At 72.8% G+C, this 18,391-nt stretch carries 10 protein-coding genes; 1 reads left to right on the top strand and 9 read right to left on the bottom strand.

What is annotated here, in order from left to right; genetic code table 11:
* Positions 1–226: 226 nt before the first annotated feature.
* The gene (locus tag FXF51_RS27175) at positions 227–1,402 is read right to left on the bottom strand and encodes an acyl-CoA dehydrogenase family protein (protein ID WP_148437505.1); all 1,176 of its coding nucleotides are present in this window, start codon (positions 1,400–1,402) and stop codon (positions 227–229) included.
* 125 nt (positions 1,403–1,527) lie between these two features.
* Between FXF51_RS27175 and FXF51_RS27170 the strand changes: the two genes are divergently transcribed.
* Positions 1,528–2,715 (top strand): aminotransferase class I/II-fold pyridoxal phosphate-dependent enzyme, encoded by a 1,188-nt coding sequence (locus FXF51_RS27170; protein ID WP_148437504.1) that lies wholly within the window; start codon positions 1,528–1,530, stop codon positions 2,713–2,715.
* Between the two features lie 6 nt (positions 2,716–2,721).
* Here the strand turns inward: FXF51_RS27170 and FXF51_RS27165 are convergent, their stop codons facing one another.
* The 8 genes from FXF51_RS27165 to FXF51_RS27130 all read right to left on the bottom strand — a co-directional run bounded on the left by FXF51_RS27165 (position 2,722) and on the right by FXF51_RS27130 (position 18,263).
* Entirely contained in the window at positions 2,722–4,341 is a 1,620-nt protein-coding gene (locus FXF51_RS27165; RefSeq protein ID WP_148437503.1) for a hypothetical protein, read from the bottom strand.
* A complete protein-coding gene (locus FXF51_RS27160) occupies positions 4,341–5,345 on the bottom strand; it encodes a hypothetical protein (protein ID WP_148437502.1) in 1,005 nt (334 codons plus the stop codon). Before FXF51_RS27160 ends, FXF51_RS27165 begins: the two co-directional genes overlap by 1 nt.
* Positions 5,342–6,337: a hypothetical protein gene (locus tag FXF51_RS27155; RefSeq protein ID WP_148437501.1), complete on the bottom strand. Its 996-nt coding sequence runs from the start codon at positions 6,335–6,337 to the stop codon at positions 5,342–5,344. Before FXF51_RS27155 ends, FXF51_RS27160 begins: the two co-directional genes overlap by 4 nt.
* Positions 6,321–8,156, bottom strand: a complete 1,836-nt coding sequence (locus FXF51_RS27150; protein WP_148437500.1) for an NAD-glutamate dehydrogenase — start codon at positions 8,154–8,156, stop codon at positions 6,321–6,323. The genes FXF51_RS27155 and FXF51_RS27150 overlap by 17 nt, the downstream gene beginning before the upstream one ends.
* A 2-nt stretch (positions 8,157–8,158) precedes the next feature.
* Positions 8,159–11,272 carry a tubulin-like doman-containing protein gene (locus FXF51_RS27145; RefSeq protein WP_148437499.1) on the bottom strand — a complete coding sequence of 1,038 codons (3,114 nt, stop codon included), beginning with the start codon at positions 11,270–11,272 and terminating at the stop codon, positions 8,159–8,161.
* Positions 11,273–11,279: 7 nt separating this feature from the next.
* Entirely contained in the window at positions 11,280–13,445 is a 2,166-nt protein-coding gene (locus FXF51_RS27140) for a vWA domain-containing protein (RefSeq protein ID WP_148437498.1), read from the bottom strand.
* A 211-nt stretch (positions 13,446–13,656) separates the two neighbouring features.
* Positions 13,657–17,385, bottom strand: a complete 3,729-nt coding sequence (locus tag FXF51_RS27135) for an SAV_2336 N-terminal domain-related protein (RefSeq protein WP_148437497.1) — start codon at positions 17,383–17,385, stop codon at positions 13,657–13,659.
* Entirely contained in the window at positions 17,385–18,263 is an 879-nt protein-coding gene (locus FXF51_RS27130) for an AAA family ATPase (RefSeq protein WP_148437496.1), read from the bottom strand. The genes FXF51_RS27135 and FXF51_RS27130 overlap by 1 nt, the downstream gene beginning before the upstream one ends.
* Positions 18,264–18,391 lie beyond the last annotated feature (128 nt).

Genomic DNA, 18,391 nt, shown 5'->3' with positions numbered 1-18,391 from the left:
TTCAATGTCCAATTCCGCGCGTGGGGGGTGCGCCCGGGCAGTCGTGACCTTGCTACCGCCCCCCGAGGTTGCCCGCCACGACTGGGTGCGCCTGTGGTCCGTCCACTATGCAGGTGGGGCAGATGGACTTCAAGGTACGGATGCGAAGAAACCTCCCGAAAGTAATGTTGACTCTTTGTCAGCACACTGTTCGTGAATGTGATCGTGCGCAGCTAACTATGGGTAGTCAGACGAAGGCCCCCATGCCGGTCACCGCCCGGCCGACGATCAGCGTGTTGATCTCCCGGGTGCCCTCGTAGGAGTAGATCGCCTCGGCGTCGGCGACGAACCGGGCGATGTCGTACTCCAGGATGATCCCGTTCCCGGCGAGCAGCTCCCGCGCCCAGCCGACGACCTCCCGCATCCGGCTCGTGCAGAACGCCTTCGCCAGCGCCGAGTGCTCGTCGCGGAAGACGTCGTCGTCCTGGAGCTGCGCCAGCCGCACCACCATGCCCAGGCAGGCCGTGGCGTTCCCGAGCATCCTGACCAGCAGGTCCTGCACGAGCTGGAACCCGGCGATGGGCCGGCCGAACTGCTCGCGCTCCTTGGCGTAGCGCAGCGCGATCTCGTAGGCGGCCAGCATGATGCCGACCGCCTGCCAGGCCACCCCGCTGCGGGTCCTGCGCAGGATCCGCGCGGTGTCGCGGAACGAGTTGGCGTTCGCCAGCCGGTTCTCCTCAGGGACCCGGCAGTCCGACAGCGTGATGTCGGCGTTCTGCACCGTGCGCAGCGCCATCTTGTTCTCGATCCGTGTCGCGGTGAAGCCGGGCGTGCCCTTCTCCACCACGAACCCCTTGACGTGCCCGTCCTCCACGTCCCTGGCCCAGACGACGATCAGGTCGGCGAACGTGCCGTTGCCGATCCAGCGCTTGGCCCCGTCCAGCACCCACACGTCACCCTCGCGCCTGGCCGTGGTGCGCATCCCGCCCGACACGTCAGAGCCGCCCTCAGGCTCGGTCAGCGCGAACGCCCCGATCCGCTCCATCCTGCTCATCGCGGGCAGCCAGCGCTCCCGCTGCTCCGCCGAGCCGCAGGCGGCGATGCTGCCCATGGCCAGGCCGGTGTGCACGCCGAAGAACGTCGCCATCGACGGGTCGGCACGGGCCATCTCCAGCGCCAGGAAACCGCTGAGCAGCCCGCTCGGCTTCGGCCCCGGACACTCGGGGTAGGCCAGGCCCGCGATGCCCAGCTCGGCGTACTCCTTCACCAGGTCCACGGGGAACTCCGCGCGCACCCAGCACTCGTTCGCGATGGGCACCACCTTCTCCTGGAGGAACGCGCGCACCCGCAGCAGCGTCTCGCGCTCCTGTTCGGCCAGCAGACTCTCGAACGCGTACAGATCTCCGGTCAGCAGCTCAGACATGGCGGGACAGCTACCCACGGCCCGCGCCGTGACACGAAGCGTGGTACGCCACGCGCCCCGCCCGCCCGGCGAGGCAGACTGCGCAGCACAGGGTCAGCCTCCCCGAGAAGGGCAGTGATGCGCCGATGCTCGACGTGTTCGGCAGGTGCCAGGTCCAGGACGACGTCAAGCCCGTCACCGAGATGGGCGTCTACCCCTACTACCACCCCGTCGAGCAGCGCCTGGCCGACGGCGAGGTGGTGGTCGGCGGGCGCGTGCTGGTGTCCGTCGGGTCCAACGACTACCTCGGCCTGTCGGCCGACCCCCGGCTGAAGGACGCGGCCTGCCGCGCCGTCCGCTCACTGGGCACCGGTACCGCCGGATCCCGCATGGCCAACGGATCGCTCACCCTGCACGAGACGCTGGAGGGCAGGCTGGCGGCGTTCCTCGGCCAGGAGTCGGCCATGGTGACGCCCACGGGCTTCCTGGCCAACCTCGTCCTCAGCGCCCTGGTGGGCCCCCGCGACACCGTGCTCGCCGACCAGCTCATCCACGCCTCCCTCATCGACGCGGTCCGGCTCTCCCGCGCCCGCCTGCGGCGCTACCGGCACAACGACCTGGACCGCCTGGCGGGGCTGCTGGCCGAGTGCGACCAGGCCGCGGGCGCGCTGATCCTCACCGAGGGCATGTTCTCCACCACCGGCACGCTCTGCGACCTGCCGGGAACCGCCGAGCTGGCCCGCCGCCACGGTGTCCGCCTCGTCCTGGACGGCGCCCACGACATCGGCCTGATCGGCCGGGGAGGGCGCGGGACGGCCGAGCACTACGGGCTCGAACCTGCGGTGGACCTGCACACCCTGGCCTTCTCCAAGTGCTTCGGCACCACCGGCGGCGCCGTCGCCGGGCCCGAGCGGATCATCGTCTACCTGCGCCACCAAGCCAGGTCGATGGTGTACTCGGCGGCGCTCGCCCCGTCGAGCACCGCCGCCGCGCTGGCCGCCCTGGACATCATCGAGACCGAGCCGGAACGCCGCCACCGGGCGCTGGCCGCCGCCGCCCGGCTGCGCGCCGACCTGTCGGGGCTGGGGTTCCGCACCGAGGCCTCGCCGACCACGATCATCCCCGTGTACGTGGGCGACCTCCTGCTGTGCTGCCGGTTGTGGCGGGAGCTGTTCGACGAGGGCGTGCTCGCCACCGCCATGGTGCCGCCCGCCGTGCCGGACGGGCAGGCGCTGATCCGCGTCAGCACCACCGCCCTGCACACCGAGCCGCAGCTCGACCGCGTCGCCGCCGCCTTCGCCGCGGCCGGGCGCCGGCTCGGGCTCATCCCTTAGGCGCTCCTAGGCGAGGAGGAACACCGCCACGATCGCGAGGATCACCAGGACGGTCAGCAGCGCGACGATGACCAGCCACTGGGGGTCCAGCCAGTTCGGTCTGGGGGCGCGGGCGGGGGCGTCCGGGTCGAGGAGGGCGCGCAGGACGGGGTTGATCTGGGCTTCGGGGAGCTGCTGTTCCAGGACGGGGATCAGGCGCGGCAGCCGGGCGCGAACCTCGGCCGGCTGGCGTCTGGCGGCCAGGGCGCGCATCTCCTGGAGGATGGCGGTGACGTCCTTGGGGGAGGTGGCCTGGGTCAGGTCGGTGCAGAGCATCTCGAACGCGTCCTGCTCCGTGTACTGCTGCGCGGCCGGGCCCGCCGCCCGGGGCCGCTGCACCTGCGCGGTCTGCTCGGCCACCTGCGCCCCCTGCCCTGCCCCCTGCCCGGCCCCCTGCCCTGCCGCCTGCCCTGCCGCCTGCCCTGCCGCCTGGCCCGCTGCCTGGCCCGCTGTCTGGCCTCCCGCCTCCCCGGCCGCCTGCTGTGCGGCCACCTGCGAAGGGGCAGCCTGCGGAGGCGCATGCTGGACGGGCGCCGCCTGCGCGGGTGCGATGTGCGAGGGCGCCGCCTGCGCGGGTGCGGCCTGCGCGGGTGCCGCCTGCGGGGACGCCGCCTGCGGAGTCGCGGCCTGCGGAGTCGGGGCCTGCGGGAACGGGGCCTGCGGGAACGGGGCCTGCGGGAACGAGGCCTGCGGGGACGGCGCGGGCTGGGCACGCCCCGGAGGCTGAGGCGACCACACCAGCTCGTCCTCCCGATCCCCCGTCACACTTCCGAACCTCCGCAACCGCTCCTCGAACGGCGTCCTGTCGGAGATCCGCAACCGCTTCACCAGCCCCACGAGCTGATCCCGCGCATACGCGTCCACCAGCATCGACGCGATCTCGGAATACCGATCCCCCTGCCCCGGCGACCGCGGATCCACCCGCGTCCGGTTGGAGCTCTGCGACGACACCCCCGGCCACTTCCGCAGGAAGACGATCTCGGCCCCGGGATTGAAGTCATCACTCTCGTACGTGGAGAACGTCTCCGGATGATGCCCCAGCACCAGATCCAGAATGTCCACCAGCCCCCACAACTGCACGATCGCGTTCCCCCCTGAAGCGACCGACAGCGGCGAGCCGGGCCGCCGCAGGCACTCGGAGACGATCGGCGCCAGCGTCACGGCCGCCCCCCGCGACTCCCGGTCGAGCGCGGTCCGCGCGCTCTCGTACGAGCTGATCAGCTTGCCCAGGTCGAGCGGCTCGTCGTCGTCGGGCAGCCGCGAGCCCCAGCCGGGGGCCAGGGCGAGGGTCTGGCGCACGTTCGGCATGGCCATCGGCTGGGAGGCGGAGCCGCCCAGGTAGGCCTGGACCCGGATGGTGCGGCGGCTGTCGGCGCCGCCGGTCCGCGTGCGGGAGAGCACCACCACCCGCCCGTCCACCAGCAGCCGGCAGAGGCTGACCCCCGGCTCGGGCCCGGGGTCGAGCCAGGGCCCGAGCTGGTGGTACCAGCTCGCGGTCTGCTCCAGGGAGGTGCGCACGGGCCCGAGGCCGGTGCGCTGCTCGTCCCATTCGAACTGGATCCAATCGACGCTGGCGTAACGTCCCATCAGATCCCCACCTCCGGGTAGCCGCGCAGGACGCCGGTCATGGCGAAGAGCGAGATCAGGGGTTCGAGGACGCGGCGGGGCCGGACGCCGCGCCGGTAGCGGCCCTCGGCCGCGGCGGCGCCGGTCGCCGAGACGAAGTGCAGGGTGCACCTGCGGCACTTGTCGTACGGGCTGAGCCACGCCTGCGCCCCCCGACGGTGCAGGTAGGCGTAGACGTCGCGGCTCTCGCGCAGGACGGCGGCCGGGTCGAGCCCGTCGGGCTCGGCGTACAGCCAGTTGTCGACGGGCGCCTGGAAGCGCACCGCGTCGCTCTTGGTGACGGCGATGGCGGCCGGGATGTCGAGCCGCCCGCCGGTCTTGGGCAGCCGGTCGAGCACGGCGCGGAACGACTCGTCGCCCATGCGGGCGGACTTGGTGGCGGCGTCGATCACGAACAGCAGCCCGCCGATGGCCGGCACGAACCTGGTGGCCTCGTGGGTGGCGCTGCGCAGCAGCTCGCCGGCGATGTCGAAGAAGGCGACCGCGGTGGTGTGCCGGCCGTCGTTGACGAGCAGCGCGTCCACGGGCTCGGCGGTGGCCCGGTGGGTGGTGCGGTTCAGCGCGACCCGTTCGACGAGCAGGGGGCGTACGTAGGAGTTGACGTACTCGGCGTGCCGTTCGATGTCGACGGCGTCGGTGGTCAGCCCGTACGGCCGCAGCCCGCCCTGCTCGATGGCGCCGATCATGGACGCCAGCAGGTGCGTCTTGCCCGTCTCCGGCCCGCCGACGAGGCCGATCACCAGGGGGCGGCCGTGCCGCACGTAGGTGTAGGGCAGGTGGTGTTCGAGGCCGGGGTCGGACACGGGGGCGGGGCAGCGGACGTGCGCGGCCCGCAGGAGGTCCTCCCTGCGCGGCCCGGTCACGTGCTCCAGGGTGAGCGGCTGGTACTGGCCGGCCGGGGTGCGCTCGTACAGCTCGTCCTCGGTCCAGGCGAACTCGTGCAGGCAGATCGGGCAGAGGATCACCGGGACACCACCCACAGGACGACGAGCAGGACGAGCAGGACGGCCAGCGGCAGCCAGCGCGCCCACCGGGGCAGCGGCCTGCCTGCCTCCTCCTCGGGGACGGGCACCGGCTGGACCCTGGTCTCCTGCGAGGTGGCGGCGGCCGGTTCGCGCCTGGCCTCGCGGGCCCGGTCGAAGGCGGCGCGGCCCTCCTCCAGGCCGAGGTCCCGCTCGACGGCGACGGACTGCATCGGGTCGGGCATCCGCAGCCTGGCCAGCACCTCCTGCGCCGTCGGCGGCGAGTCGGAGAAGACGTCCCTGAGCGGCTGGAGCGCGGGGGTGGCCGCCAGGTCGGGCACGTCGGCGATCTCGCGGCCGGTGACCGTACGGTAGATCACCATGCCCGCGCTCCACAGGTCGTCGCCGGCCGCGGTCAGCCCCTCGCCCCTGCGCTGGGCGGGGCAGGCGTAGGGCGCCTCGCCCATCCGCAGCCGCCGCGAGCCGGTCAGCGTGGCGTGGCTGAGGTCGGTGAGCTGCGCGGTGGCGCCGTCCCAGCGCACGGTGGCCGGCTCGATGCGCCGGTGCACGATGTCGCAGGCCGACAGGATGCGCACGGCGCGGAAGAGGCTGGCCTGCAACGTCCGCTGCTCGCTGATCAGCAGCGCGCCGAAGTAGCGGCTGACGGGCTCGCCCCGGTAGTCGTAGAGCAGCACGAACGGCTCCTCCTCGTCGAGGCTGTAGCCGATCAGCCGGGGCAGCTCGGGCGGGTAGGCGCGGCGCAGCCTGGTGAGCAGCCTGGCGCCCATGCGGGCCTCGTTCTCCAGCAGGTCGTAGAGGTACTCGCGGTCGCGGCCCTCGGCGCGCGGCACCCGCCGCTGCACGAGCTTGGTGCCGGAGGCGAGGTGGGTGACGCGGCGCTCGAACGGGTCCTGCCACGGCTCGGCCTCCACCTCCCAGCTCACCGGGTCGCCTTCGGGGGAGTTGAAGTCCAGCGGCTCAGGCTCCATCACCACTCCAGTTCTCCTCCACCGTCCCCGGACGCAGCGGCACCAGCCGTAGGGTGCCGGCGTACTGGCCCGACCGGGTCCACACGACTCCGGGCGGGTTGCCCTGGCCCCGTACGGCCCTGGGCGCGAACCGCACCGCGTACGCCTGCCGCAGCAGCAGCGACAGGTCACGGTCGCCGCAGAGCTGCAGCATCTGCCCGCCGGGCGGGGCCTGGAGCGCCCGCACCACCTGCTGCGACTGCCGCCACACCGCGTCCACCAGGTCCTGGCGGCCCGCGTCGGTGGTGCCGAACTCGGGCTTCTCCTGCACGCCCCGGTGCGCCAGGTGGTAGCGGTACTGGCGGAGCGTCTCGTCGACCCGCCGCTCCAGCCCGGCCTGCACGTCGCGGTAGTCGCCGTGCTCCAGCGCCGGCCAGGCGGGGTCGAGCCAGCCGGTGACCGCGTCGAGCAGGTCGCCGGTGATGACCTCGCGGAGCTGACCGCCGCGGTCGCGCAGCCGCACGGTGACCTCCTCGTCCAGTGCCGGGCCGGCGGCGGCCTGCCCGGCCTCGGCCCTGCTCCAGTCGGTCAGCGTCGCCGACACCTGCGCGCAGATCTCCGACAGCGCGGCGGCGACCGTGCGGGCCGCGTCGGAGGTGTGCATGCGGGCCTCGCCCAGCGTCCACTCGCTGGCGGCGACCTGTTCGAGCAGCGTGCGCAGCTCGTCGAGGGCGGTCCTGGCCGGGCCGAGCGAGAGCTGCTCGCGCCACCACGCCCGGGAGCGCCGCCAGAAGACGAAGCGGTTGAGCAGGCCGCGGGGAAACTCGGGCGGCGCGTGCAGCTCGTTGAGCAGCTCGTCGGGGCACCGGCGCCGGCAGCCGGGGACGAAGGCGGCGCTGCCGATGGGCGCGCTCTGGTCGGCCAGCGCGCGCAGCCGCGACACCAGCCGGGTCAGGCTCTTGCGCTCGCCCAGGGCGGTGTCCACGTCGGCGCGCAGCTCGGCGACGATCTCGGCGTGCCCCATGCCGGCCGGGGTGGCGAACTTGATCCCGTTGGCGGCCAGCACGCCGGCGGCGTCCTCGTCGCTGTGGTCGACCTCGGCGAACAGGCGGGCGACGGCGTCGCGGAACTCGGCCAGCGCCCGGCCCGCGGCGATCACCTCGTCCACGACGGCGGCCCTGGCCAGGGCGATGCTGAGGTAGCCGAGCTCGTCGAGCGCCCGGGTGGCGCGGTCGAGCCGGTCGCGGGCCTGCCGGTAGAGCCGGTCCATCCGGCCGTCGGGGACGAGCGCGTCCAGGAGGTCGGCGGGCAGGTCGGCGGTGCCGCTGAGCACGGGCAGCGCGGTGGCCAGCGGCGAGCCGAACACCGCCGGGTCCTGCTGCGGCGGCCCGGCGAACCGGTCGGCCACGTCGGTGAAGGCCTGCGCGAGCACCTCGGGGTCGATGCGGCCCGCCACGATGCGCCAGCCGGGCGAGGCCGTCCCGTACGGTATCTCGCCCAGCTCGCCGACCACCTCGTCGAACACCTCGGGTTGCGACAGCAGGTCGATGAGGATGGCCTCGGAGCTGACCTCGGGCCCGTGCGCCGCCTCGCCGGTGTCGGCGTTCCACAGGATGCCGCAGGGGTCGCCCACCCACAGCACCCTGCGGCTCTCGCCGGTGAGCGCAGGGGGCAGGCGCGGCTCCGGCCCCAGCGCCACCACCAGCACCGACCTGACCAGCCGCGAGCTGAACACCTCCTGCAGCGTCTGCTGCCCGGCGGCCAGCCGGTCGGTGTCGGTCACCACCAGGACCCGGTGGCCGAGCCTGGTGATCTCCTCCTTGCGGAGGTCGAGCACGACGACCATGCTCACTCCCCGGTGAGCGCGTCCAGGTCGCGCAGGTTGTAGGCGACGGCCTCGGCGACCCGTTCGAACGGCAGGTCCAGCGCGGCGGGCAGGGTGTTCGCCCAGAACGCGACGAGCTGGTCGGCCCGGTTGCGCGCGCCCGCCGGCAGCTTCGGCATCATGATCTCCAGCAGGCCGAGCTGGTCGGCGGCCATGCCGGTGACCTGGTGGAAGAGCGGGTCGGGGGCGCTCAGCGTGCCCGCCAGGCCGCGCGGCAGCGCGTTCATGAGCTGCTCGCTCACCAGGCTGCGGAACTCCTCGTCGCCGCCGATCACCCACTGTTCGTAGGCCCGCAGGATGCTCGGCCACGAGGACGCCCTGCCGTAGCCGGTCAGCGGCAGCGTCATCGAGCCGCCCTCGACGTCGATCCTGATCCGCGACGGCGAGGCCGGCTCGCCCTCGACCACGCTGACCTGCCCGTTCCAGAGCAGGCAGAGCAGCCGGTGCAGGATGCGGACCCGATGCTCCTCGGTGGTGGCCAGGTAGCCGAAGTCGTAACCGAGCCGCTGACGCCACTTCAGGTGGTCCTGCGGCTGCTCGCGGTGCAGGGCGTCGGCCCAGTCGTGCAGCACCTCGCGCAGCTCGCGGACCTGGGTGACGCTCATCGAGGTGCGCACCTGCACGACCGTCACCGAGTCGGCGTCGATGTTGCGGAAGTCGGGCACGCCCGGCAGGTCGATCCGCTCCTTGAGGAAGCGCTCCAGCTCGACGTCCTTGGCCGGGGCCGGGTAGGAGACGAGCACCTTCAGGTCGCCCGTGCCGTCGGGCGTGAAGCCGCCCGGCACCAGGTCGGCCAGCTTGAGCTGGAACTGCCGCACGTGCGGGTCGTCGCCGCCGCCCGTCGCCGCCTGGGCGAGGATGTCGGCCAGCGACGGCAGCAGCGGCTGCTCGCCCAGCACGGCGGCCTCGTCGCGGTCCTTGAAGAGCTTCTTGACCTCCAGCTTGAGCCGCTCACGCACCCAGGCCAGCGCGTCGACCGGCTTGCCCGTACGCCAGGCCAGGTCGTAGGCGTGCTGCCAGCCCGCCGCGCCGATCAGCGCGTTGACCACCCCGGCCTCGCCGTCGGTCGGCCGCAGGAGCTGCCTGGCCACGTGCACGTCCACGAAACGGCGCACCACCGCGTCGTAGAACGCCTCGGCGCCCGACGGCGGCAGCAGGTGGTAGACGCCGACGCGGGTCTCGTACAGCTCGCCGGAGCGGCGCGCGAACCGCTCCGGGTCGGCGTCCGCGTGCTCGGCGAACACCTCGGTGAAGTCGCGCACCTCGCGGATGAGCTGCTTGCGCAGCGGCTCCCAGCGCGGCATCTGGTCGGCCCAGGCCCGGTGCCACAGCCCCTGGCTGCGCCACAGGTACCAGGTGTCCTGGTCGTGCAGCGACGCCTGCACCTCGGGGTCGCTCCACTGCACCTTGCGGAACAGCCGGTCGCGCATCGGCCGCGGCTGCGGCGGCGCCTCGCTCATGCCCTCGTACGGCTTGCGCGGCTGCGCCCTGCGCTGGTCGAGCAGCCCGGCGAAGCCCAGCTTGTCGGCGTCGTGCACGTCACCCTGAAGGCCCATCACCACCCGGCGCAGCCGGAACGGATCGACGTGGCCGAGCCCCTCCAGCGCGCCGCGGCGCACGTCCATGTCCTTGGCCATGGCCGGCACGACGCGGCTGAGCTGCCGTTCCAGCGAGGCCAGATTGTCCTCCATCGCGCGCATCCGGTTGGCCAGCGACTTCTGGACCTCCGCCGCGCCCGTCGCGGCGCGGGCCTCGGGCAGCGGCAGCGGTTCGCGGGTGTTGAGCTGCTCCAGGTTGGCGGTGGTGAACATGCGGCGGATCTCGTCCACGTTGCTCTCGGCCGCGCCCGGCGGCGCGGCGTGCAGCTGCGTCACCGCGCGGGCCAGCAGCCGCGAGCTGACCAGGTCGGCCAGCTCCTCCACGGGCACGGTCATCGAGGAGACGAACGCCGTGGACACGCCCCGGTTGCCGATGCCGGAGGCGGCGGGCACCTCGCGCTCCACGGCCCGGTTGATGAAGTCGTCGGCGAAGGAGGACTCGCCGCGGTCCTCCATGCCGCCGGCGGCCTCGCCCGCGGTGCTCGGCCGGGTGCCGGCCAGGGAGACGATCAGCGAGGCGATCGAGCGGTGCAGGTCCTCGCGCTCGACGCCGGGCGGCATGGTGAACAGGAACGCGGTCTGCACCGTGCCGGTGCCCAGCCGCACCTCGCCCCTGCCGGGGTAGCGCACGCCCAGCTCGCCGACGATGCCCTGCTCGTCCACCTGTGTGCCCGCGTGCGGCGCGTTCTGGTCGTCGACCAGCCTGAACAGGTCGAGCAGGCTCGCCCCCGCGTTGAGCCGGGCCCGCCGCCCGCCGCCCTTGCCCTCGACGAACGCCGACGGCATGACGACCAGCGGGTGGATCCGCGCCCTGATGTGGTTGCGCGCGAAGGCGTCGCCGATCAGGTGCAGGTAGTCGTAGAAGATGCCGCTGCCGGTGCCGCCCGCCACCGAGTAGGCCACGAACACGTCGCAGGCGCGGCGCAGCCGGCCGCCCAGCGCGGCCAGCTCGCTGCCGGAGTTGCTGATCGCGCCGATGGCGTCCTCGATGCCCTGCACGACCGGCCCGGTGCCGTGCCGCATGCGCTCGAACAGCGCCGCCCTGGCCACCGTAGGGAGCTGCCCCGCGCCCCGCATCAGCGGCGCGACCAGCGGCTCCTGCTCGCGCGGCGGCAGCCAGTCCTTGACGTGGTCGCCCAGCGTGGCGCGCAGGCTGCGGGCCACCTCCGGGTAGGAGTCGAACTTGGGCACCACGTCGTGGATCAGGTGCGCGGTGCGGCCCGCCGCGGGCAGCTCCCGCTCGGTCGGCACCACGCGGCGGCGGGTGCGGTTCAGCTCGTCCTCGTTCAGGTCCACGTAGACGAACTGCAGGCAGGAGGGCAGCTCGTAGGGCTGGTAGTTCTGCCACCTGAAGTTCCTGATCAGATCCATGCCGTCGGGACCGCACAGCTCGTCACGCAGCCAGCGCTCCAGCTCCACCCCGACCCGGCAGCCGGTGCCGCCGAGCCCCACGAACATCATCGGATCGAAGATCCTCATGCATCCCTCACAACAGGTCGTCGCCTGGCATCGGTCTGTGGGTCGTCCTGCTCTGGTACGGCTGCGCGGACCCGTACGCCGGCTGCTCGGCGCCGCCCCTGGCCCGGCCGTCGTCCACGCCGAGGAACATGCCGTTCGGCAGGGCGATCGGCTGCCCGGGGGAGAGCGGGTCCAGCTCCCGCCCCGACGGGTCGCGCACCAGCACCGTCCGGCCCGGGCCGCGGCGGACGGCGTAGCCCGTCCCGTACGTGCGGACCAGCCGGCCGTCGCCGACCTCGAAGGTGAACTCGGGGCCCTCGCCCAGCGGCGCCTGGAGCCGGCTGATGTACGGCTCACCCGGCCGGTCGAACAGGTGCAGGGTCAGCTCGCTCGGGTCGGCCGCCCGCCGCCGCGCGCGCCGCCTGGCCAGCAGGAACGGCAGCGCCACCGCGAGGACGAGGAGGAGGATCAGCAGGGCCTGCAGCGCCCGCTGCCACAGCGGCGTCGGCGGACGCACGTCCACGCTCACGAACTCCTCGGCCACGACCTGCCCGGCCGGGTCGAGCACCTGCACCATGCCGCTCACCTCGCCCTCCCCGGCGTCGGAGCCGACGCGCAGCTCCAGCGGCTGCTCGGAGCTGCCGGTCGGCGCCTGGAGCCGCTGGGCGGACAGGGTCACGGTGCCGGGGACGTCCACGAGCCGCAGGCCGAGCTGGACGGGCTCGGCCTCGTTGGTGATCCGGACGGCGCCGGCGAGCGTGCCGCCCGGCTCGACGGTCGCCGGGGCCAGCTCCACCTGGGCGCGCAGCCGGTCGGCAGGACCGGCGATTCGCGTCGCGTACGGCCGCTCGTCGCCTGCCACGCCCGGCCCCGTCACCTTGCCGACGAAGGACAGCGCGCCGGTGGCCGTGGCGGGGATGACGATCGGGCCGGAGTACTCGCCGTCGCCCTGCGCCCGGTCGGCCCCCTCGCCCGTGTCGCCCAGCTCGATCGGGACCTCCTGGAACCCGTCGCCGGACATCCTGGCGCTGAACCGCAGGCCCTCCAGCGCGGCAGGGTCGGTGATCGTGCCCGTCCTGGTCTGCAGGCGCAGCCGCACGTTCACCTGCTCGCCGGGGCGCGGCCGGGGGTTGCTCAGCGAGATCGAGGCGCGCAGCGCGCCCTGCCAGACGACGGTGGCGCTGACGTCCTGGCGGCTGACGCCCGGCGGCGAGGTGAGCCGGATGACCCACTCGCCGGGCAGCGGGTTGCGGACGCGCAGCGACTCCACCGGCCCGGACTCGCCGGCCGCCTGGAAGGCGGACTCCTTCAGCTCGCCCTGCTTGGGCACCTGGGTGCCGTCGGGGTCGAAGTAGGCGACCTGGATGCGCTTGTCGCGCTTGACCACCACGATCGAGCCGTCGGTGGCGATGATCGGGATGTTCACCTTCAGGTCGATGGTGGCGCCCGCGTCGAGCGAGTCGGTCACCGACTTCTCGATGCCGGCGCACCTGGCGTAGGCGAACGCCTCCAGCAGCGAGCGCTCCACGTCGGCCGAGCTCGCGACGACGCGGGCGGTCGGCGTGGCCGTCTTCTGGTCGCCGCAGGGCTGCACCCAGCCGCCCGCCGCGAACGCGTCGAGCGCCGACTTGTCGGCGGCGCCGAAGCCCAGCGGCCAGATCTGCACCTGCCCCTGCTTGGCGTCGCCGAGGCTGCGGGTGATCTGGTCCTGGGCGTTGGCGTTGCGGGCCTGGGCGTCGGCGCCGTACTGGGGGCTGTTCTTCACGTCGAGCACGCCGTCGGTCAGCAGGAACACGATCTTCGCGCGCTGCTGGTCGTCGGGCTTGCCCATGATGTCGAGCGCCTGCTCCAGGGCGGCGGCGTGATCGGTGTCGTTGCCCTCCTGCGAGCCGCGCAGGCGCAGCTTCTCCACGCACCGGCTGAGCGACTCGCGATCCTGCGCGGTCTCCACCCCGGTCAGCGGGCAGACGATGTCCACGGCCGACTGGCCGGGGCCGTTGGAGCTGCCGAACCCCACCACGGCCACCTGCGACTGCGGCGAGAGCTCGCTGAGCGCGATGAGCTGGGCGGCGGCGCGCTCGCGCCTGACGTCCTGGTCCTTGAGGCTGCCCGACTCGTCGACGAGGACGACGACGCGGACGGGCTTGACGTCGGAGGGCGGAGCGGCGTGCGCGGCCGTCGGGAGGAGCGCCACGGCAGCGGTCACGGTAAGCGCGAAAAGAAATCTGAGGGATGTAGTGACGAGCACATTTCCTCGCAGTTGCCGTTTTCTTATTCGCAGAACGTGTCAGAGACCTCAAGAAGTTTCTGCCGCTCTGGTAAATGCAGCGCCCGCCGTATTGAGCATGTCCGAAAGTTGATTTATCTGCAAGACATATTGCGATTCCGGCAGTGGAAATACTCACTCAGGCGCCGAAGTGGCGTAGTGCCGCCCAGATGCGTGGCTCGGCCGGGAAACGCTGCCGAAGTGCAAGAATGATGTCATGCACGCGCCAGGCAGTCGAGCCCCGGCGGGTCGGGCGACCTACGTCCTGGAGCGCCAACCGTACATGATCCGGAACCGGCCACATCACTGCCACCACCTCACTGAATCTCGTCAGTAAATGCGCGGGCAGCGGTGCCGCGCCGTCCGCCGGCTCGCCGAAGCCCGAGATCACCTCGTGGTCGGGCAGCACCGCGAGCCGTCCCGTGGGGATGGCCAGGTTCTCGGCCCGGTGCCAGGTGCCCTCGAACCTGACCATGCTCCTGGCCGGCTCGTACGGGTCGGTGCTCGACTCCTCCGCCGTCCGTACCTCCGCCGTCGTCGGGTGCGGCCCGTCACGCGGATCAGCGATGTACGACGAGATCACGTGGTCGACCATCGCCCACCCTCCGTCACCGGCCGCGTGCAGGGGCAGGAAGCTCAGCGGGCCGGCCGCCGACCACCACATTCGCGGGCGCGGCCGGCCTCTGTCCAGCCACCCGAGATGGCCCAGCACCGGCGCGCCGACCTGATGCCACAGCCAGGACAGCGTCTCCACGATCACCTCGTCGTCGGCCTCGTCCGTCCGATGGGTGGCCGTGAGCAACTCCCGCGCGTACGCGCTGACACTCTCCAGCGGGAGGCCTGGCAGCGGCAGGACATCGATCCTGCCGGCCTTCAGCACCAACGCGTCCGTGCGCCGCTTGGACACGTTGATCAGTACCACCGGCCCGCGCGCAGCCGAGGGGCCGGCGCCAGCGGACATGCGCGCGCCAGGCGACCGGCGCAGGCCCGCCCGCGCCAGCCGCAACGCGCGCTCGGCGTCGCCCCGTTCGAGCTCCACGGCCGCGGCCTCACCGCACAGCGCGGACAGCGTCCGCTCCGCTCCCTCCGTCCGCGTGCACGCGGCGATCGCCTCGTCATAGGCGGTCGCGGCCCGGGACCAGCGCCCCGCCGCCACCTCGCACTCGGCCCACATCCCGGCAGCCCGCAGCCGCGCCCCCGGCTCGGCGCCGTCGCGTGCCAGCCTCTGCAGGTGCCCTGCCGCCGTCCAGAGGTCGTGTACGTCGCCGAAGCTCTCGTACCGGACGATGAGCAGCCGCGCCAGGCTCTCGTCGATGCTCTCGAAGCGCGACGGGTCGCGGTCGCGAGCACGCATGAGCAGCACGCGAGCCTCGTCGGCCACTTCCGGCCGGCGCTGGATCGTGAACCGCTCGCGCCGCGCCTCGGCCAGGTCGTGCAGGACGTCGCAGTTCAGCGGATGGTCCTTGGGCAGCTTCAGCCGGCTCAGCCGGTCCAGCGCCCGGCGCAGCGCCTTCTCGCCCAGCTCCAGCGAGGACGCGGTGCGTTTCAGCCGGTACTCCTCCAGATGCGCCCGGCCCAGCCCGGCCCAGACCCAGGCCTGCAGTGGCTCGCCGATCAGGCAGGCGCTCTCGGCCAGCCGCAGCTGCTCGATCGCCTCCGGCAGCGCCTCGCCGCGCCCGTCGCGGCGGAACCTGGCCAGCAGGCTCGCGGACAGGTGCAGGCGATAGGTCAGCACGTCTGGGTCGTCCCCGGCAGCCGAGATCGCCTCCCGCAGCAGCTCGGCAGCGTCGTGGTCGCCGTCGTCCAACGCGAGCAGGGCCATAGCCAGCGCGCCCGCCATGAGTGGGTGAGCCGCCTGGTTCACCGGGGGGACTCGCAAGAGGGCGGCACAGCGCAGTAGCAGCTCGCGATCGGGAGGAGAACCGCGCCATCTGTCCCCCTCGACCGCGGCCATGACGAGGCCGCACACGTCCTCCACACGAGGCGGGGGGAGCGCGGTGGCTCCGCGGAAGGCCGCCTCGGCCGCAAACAGGGCCAGCGGGTCCCGATCCCTCAGGTACTTCGTGAGCATGGCCCGCCCGAAATGGCCGTCCACGGCGTCGAGTCGTGCCCCGGCCAGCTCTGCCTCGCTCCTGGCCTGCGACAGCAGGGCCGTGCAGTCGTCCAGCGCGTCGCGGTTGCCGTTCGCACGAGCCCGCTTCAGCAGCGCGAGCGCGAGGGTCACGGCCGTGGCGTACCGGTGCGGGTCCCCTGGGCGCAGCTCGCGCATCGCATCGTCCCAGGATCGGCGCAGGGCCAGGACGTCGTCAGCGGGCTCGTCAGCCGCACGCGGCCGGACTCCCGGTGGCAGCAGCCCGGCGTCCTCGAGGTCGGCGAACGCCTCTCCCATCGTCCATGGCCGGCCTCCTGAGCCGGGCGCCACCATCGCCCAGTAACGTTCCGCGGCGCCGAACCGCGAGGTGAGCCGGCCGATCTCCGCCGAGACCGCCGCCCGTACCCGCCGGGTCTCGGCCGGGACGAGCGCGCGCTGCAGCACGGCGCGCACCCCCGGGAGGAAGGCGAGCGACTCGCTGTCTCCCCGCCGCCGCAGCAGCCCGCTCAGCAGGACCTCGGCCATGGGCAGCGGCTCGGGCTCGTGGAACATCGCGCGCTGCACGAGCCACATCAGGCGCAGGTCGAGCGGCTCGGTGCAGGCCAGATATCCGGCCAGCCGGTAGGCGTCGCTGGAGGCTCGCCGGCGGAAGGCCAGCACCCGCTCGGCGGCCTTCCTCCGCTGATCCACTCGCGGCGGCTCCCGGCGTGCCCGGCTCGCCCCGGTCACCGCGCAGATCAGCCCATGGTCCAGTGACCCGGTCACCAGCCTGGCCCAGGGCGCCAGCCAGCGGCCGTCCGGGCGGATGACGGGCACGGGCGTGCCCTGCAGCGGCTTGCGGGACAGGGGGGTGAACTGCAGCGAACGGTTCGCCTGCGCGGGCACCGCGGAGCACAGCAGGCCGAGGACCGGCGCGAGCGCCGTACGGTGCCACAGCTCGTCAGGCAAGACGTGCAGGATCGCGGCCGGCCCGGTGTTCGCCCACTTCCGCAGTGCCGCGCCGGCCGTGCCGCGCCACCACATCGGGCCGCACCCATCGGTGAGCACGCGTGTCAGCCGCTGCCCGGTCGCGTCGATCAGGACGCCGGGATCGTAGGACTCCGCACTCGGCTCGGCCGAGGCGCTCACGCGGGCACGGCGGCCGTCATCGTGCAGGTACCACCGCCGTACGTCGCGGAAGGGAACCTGGCACAGCAGCTTGTGCAGCTCTTCTGCCAGCGGGCGCCAGACCCGCATCGAGAGGCTTGCGTCCACGACGAAGGCCAGGTCCAGCCAGCGGCCCGAGGCGGCCTGGAACTCCGGCCACCAGATGCCCTCGTGCGCGAACCGGTCGACCGTCCGCTCCTCGTCCAGGACGGCTTCCTCGGCGGCGTCGGCGTAGCGCAGGAACGGGCGCAGGGCACGGACGAACTCGCGCGGATACTCGATGGCGCGTGGATAGGCCAGTTCGACGGGCATCGCCTCTTGGCCGGTCGTTCCCCGCGGCTGCGGGTGCTCACGCTCGGTCCGCTGATCCAGGTGCTCAGGTGGCCGCGCGGGCGGCGGCGGGGCGGCGATCGGCACCTTGGCGGGCTCATGCGCCGGCACCTGAGCCGGAGCCGGCTCCTGTGGCGGCCCGGGTTCCGGGACGGGCTCCTGCCGGTCCGGCTCGGTCGCGGGCCGTGCCCGTGAACCGGGGTTCATGCGGGCGGCGAGCCATACCGCGTCGAGCAGTTCTCTGGCGGTGAGCTCGACGCCCTCGCCGCGAAGCAGCTCCAGCAGCCGTTCGGGTCCCATCACTGCTCCTGGGGCCGGTCGATCGGGTGCATCGCCAGGCCGAGCAGTTTCTCCCGCAGGTCCGAGTCGTGAATGTCCTTGATCAGGAAGACCGCCGACAACAACTGGTCCAGGGGAAGCTGCCCGGTCTCCGACAGCTTGGCGAACTCGGCGATGCCCTCTTGCGCCTTCTCGTCTGAGGCGTCGGACAGTTGTGCGCGCAGCACTCGTTCGAGATGCTTCGGCTCGGTGTGGCCCGTGATCCGTAGCTGGACACACCTGCGCAGAAAGGCGGGCGGGAACTCCCGCTCACCGTTGCTGGTCATGATGATGACCGGGAACTGCCCGCACCGGACCATGCCACCGTGGACACGGACCCGCTGCCCCTCGGAGGTCAGCACCTCCATGCTGCGCTCCTTGCCTCTGGCGGGCCTGACGCGGGCGAGTTGGTGGATGAGGAACTCGCCGTCGTCCAAGGCGTTGAGTAGATCGTTGGGCAGGTCGAAGTCGCCCTTGTCGATCTCGTCGATGAGCACCACGCGGGGCCGCCGGTGCGGGCACAGCGCGGTGCCGAGCGGACCCAGCCTGATGTAGTCGCCGGCCGGTGGTGACTTCCCGGCGAGCTGCGCGTCCTGCAGCCGGGCCACCGCGTCATAGGTGTAGAGGCCGTCGGCCAGCCTCGTCCGGCTGGTGACCTGCCAGCGCAGGACAGCTCCCAGCTCCAGCTCGTACGCGATGCGGTATGCGAGGCTCGACTTGCCGCTGCCGGGCGCGCCCGTCACCATCAGCGGCCTGCGCAGCACCAGAGCGGCGTTGACCGTCCTGGCCTCCCTCGTCAGGCCGTCGGGCCCGTCGATGTCACCTGGCGTCTGGTATCTTTCGCCGCGCTGGCGGGCCATGCCGGTCAGGTCGGGGGCGTCCAGCGGGCCGGCGGCCGGGTCCTTCTGCGCGAAGGCACGCCAAGGCGGGACCGGACCGAAGGACCGATCTTCACTCGGAGGTCCGTATCCGTGGTAAACGGGCCACG

It is taken from the genome of Nonomuraea sp. PA05 (assembly GCF_008086045.1).
Lineage (GTDB): Bacteria > Actinomycetota > Actinomycetes > Streptosporangiales > Streptosporangiaceae > Nonomuraea > Nonomuraea monospora.
The sequence above is the reverse complement of the archived record's forward strand: the minus strand, read 5'-3'. Positions and strand labels throughout refer to the sequence as shown.

Excerpts from the sequence above, each read along its gene's own strand:
- FXF51_RS27175 (WP_148437505.1), bottom strand. The coding sequence starts at position 1,402 with ATGTCTGAGCTGCTGACCGGAGATCTGTACGCGTTCGAGAGTCTGCTG.
- FXF51_RS27170 (WP_148437504.1), top strand. The coding sequence starts at position 1,528 with ATGCTCGACGTGTTCGGCAGGTGCCAGGTCCAGGACGACGTCAAGCCC.
- FXF51_RS27165 (WP_148437503.1), bottom strand. The coding sequence starts at position 4,341 with ATGGGACGTTACGCCAGCGTCGATTGGATCCAGTTCGAATGGGACGAG.
- FXF51_RS27150 (WP_148437500.1), bottom strand. The coding sequence starts at position 8,156 with ATGGTCGTCGTGCTCGACCTCCGCAAGGAGGAGATCACCAGGCTCGGC.
- FXF51_RS27145 (WP_148437499.1), bottom strand. The coding sequence starts at position 11,272 with ATGAGGATCTTCGATCCGATGATGTTCGTGGGGCTCGGCGGCACCGGC.
- FXF51_RS27135 (WP_148437497.1), bottom strand. The coding sequence starts at position 17,385 with ATGGGACCCGAACGGCTGCTGGAGCTGCTTCGCGGCGAGGGCGTCGAG.
- FXF51_RS27130 (WP_148437496.1), bottom strand. The coding sequence starts at position 18,263 with ATGGCCCGCCAGCGCGGCGAAAGATACCAGACGCCAGGTGACATCGAC.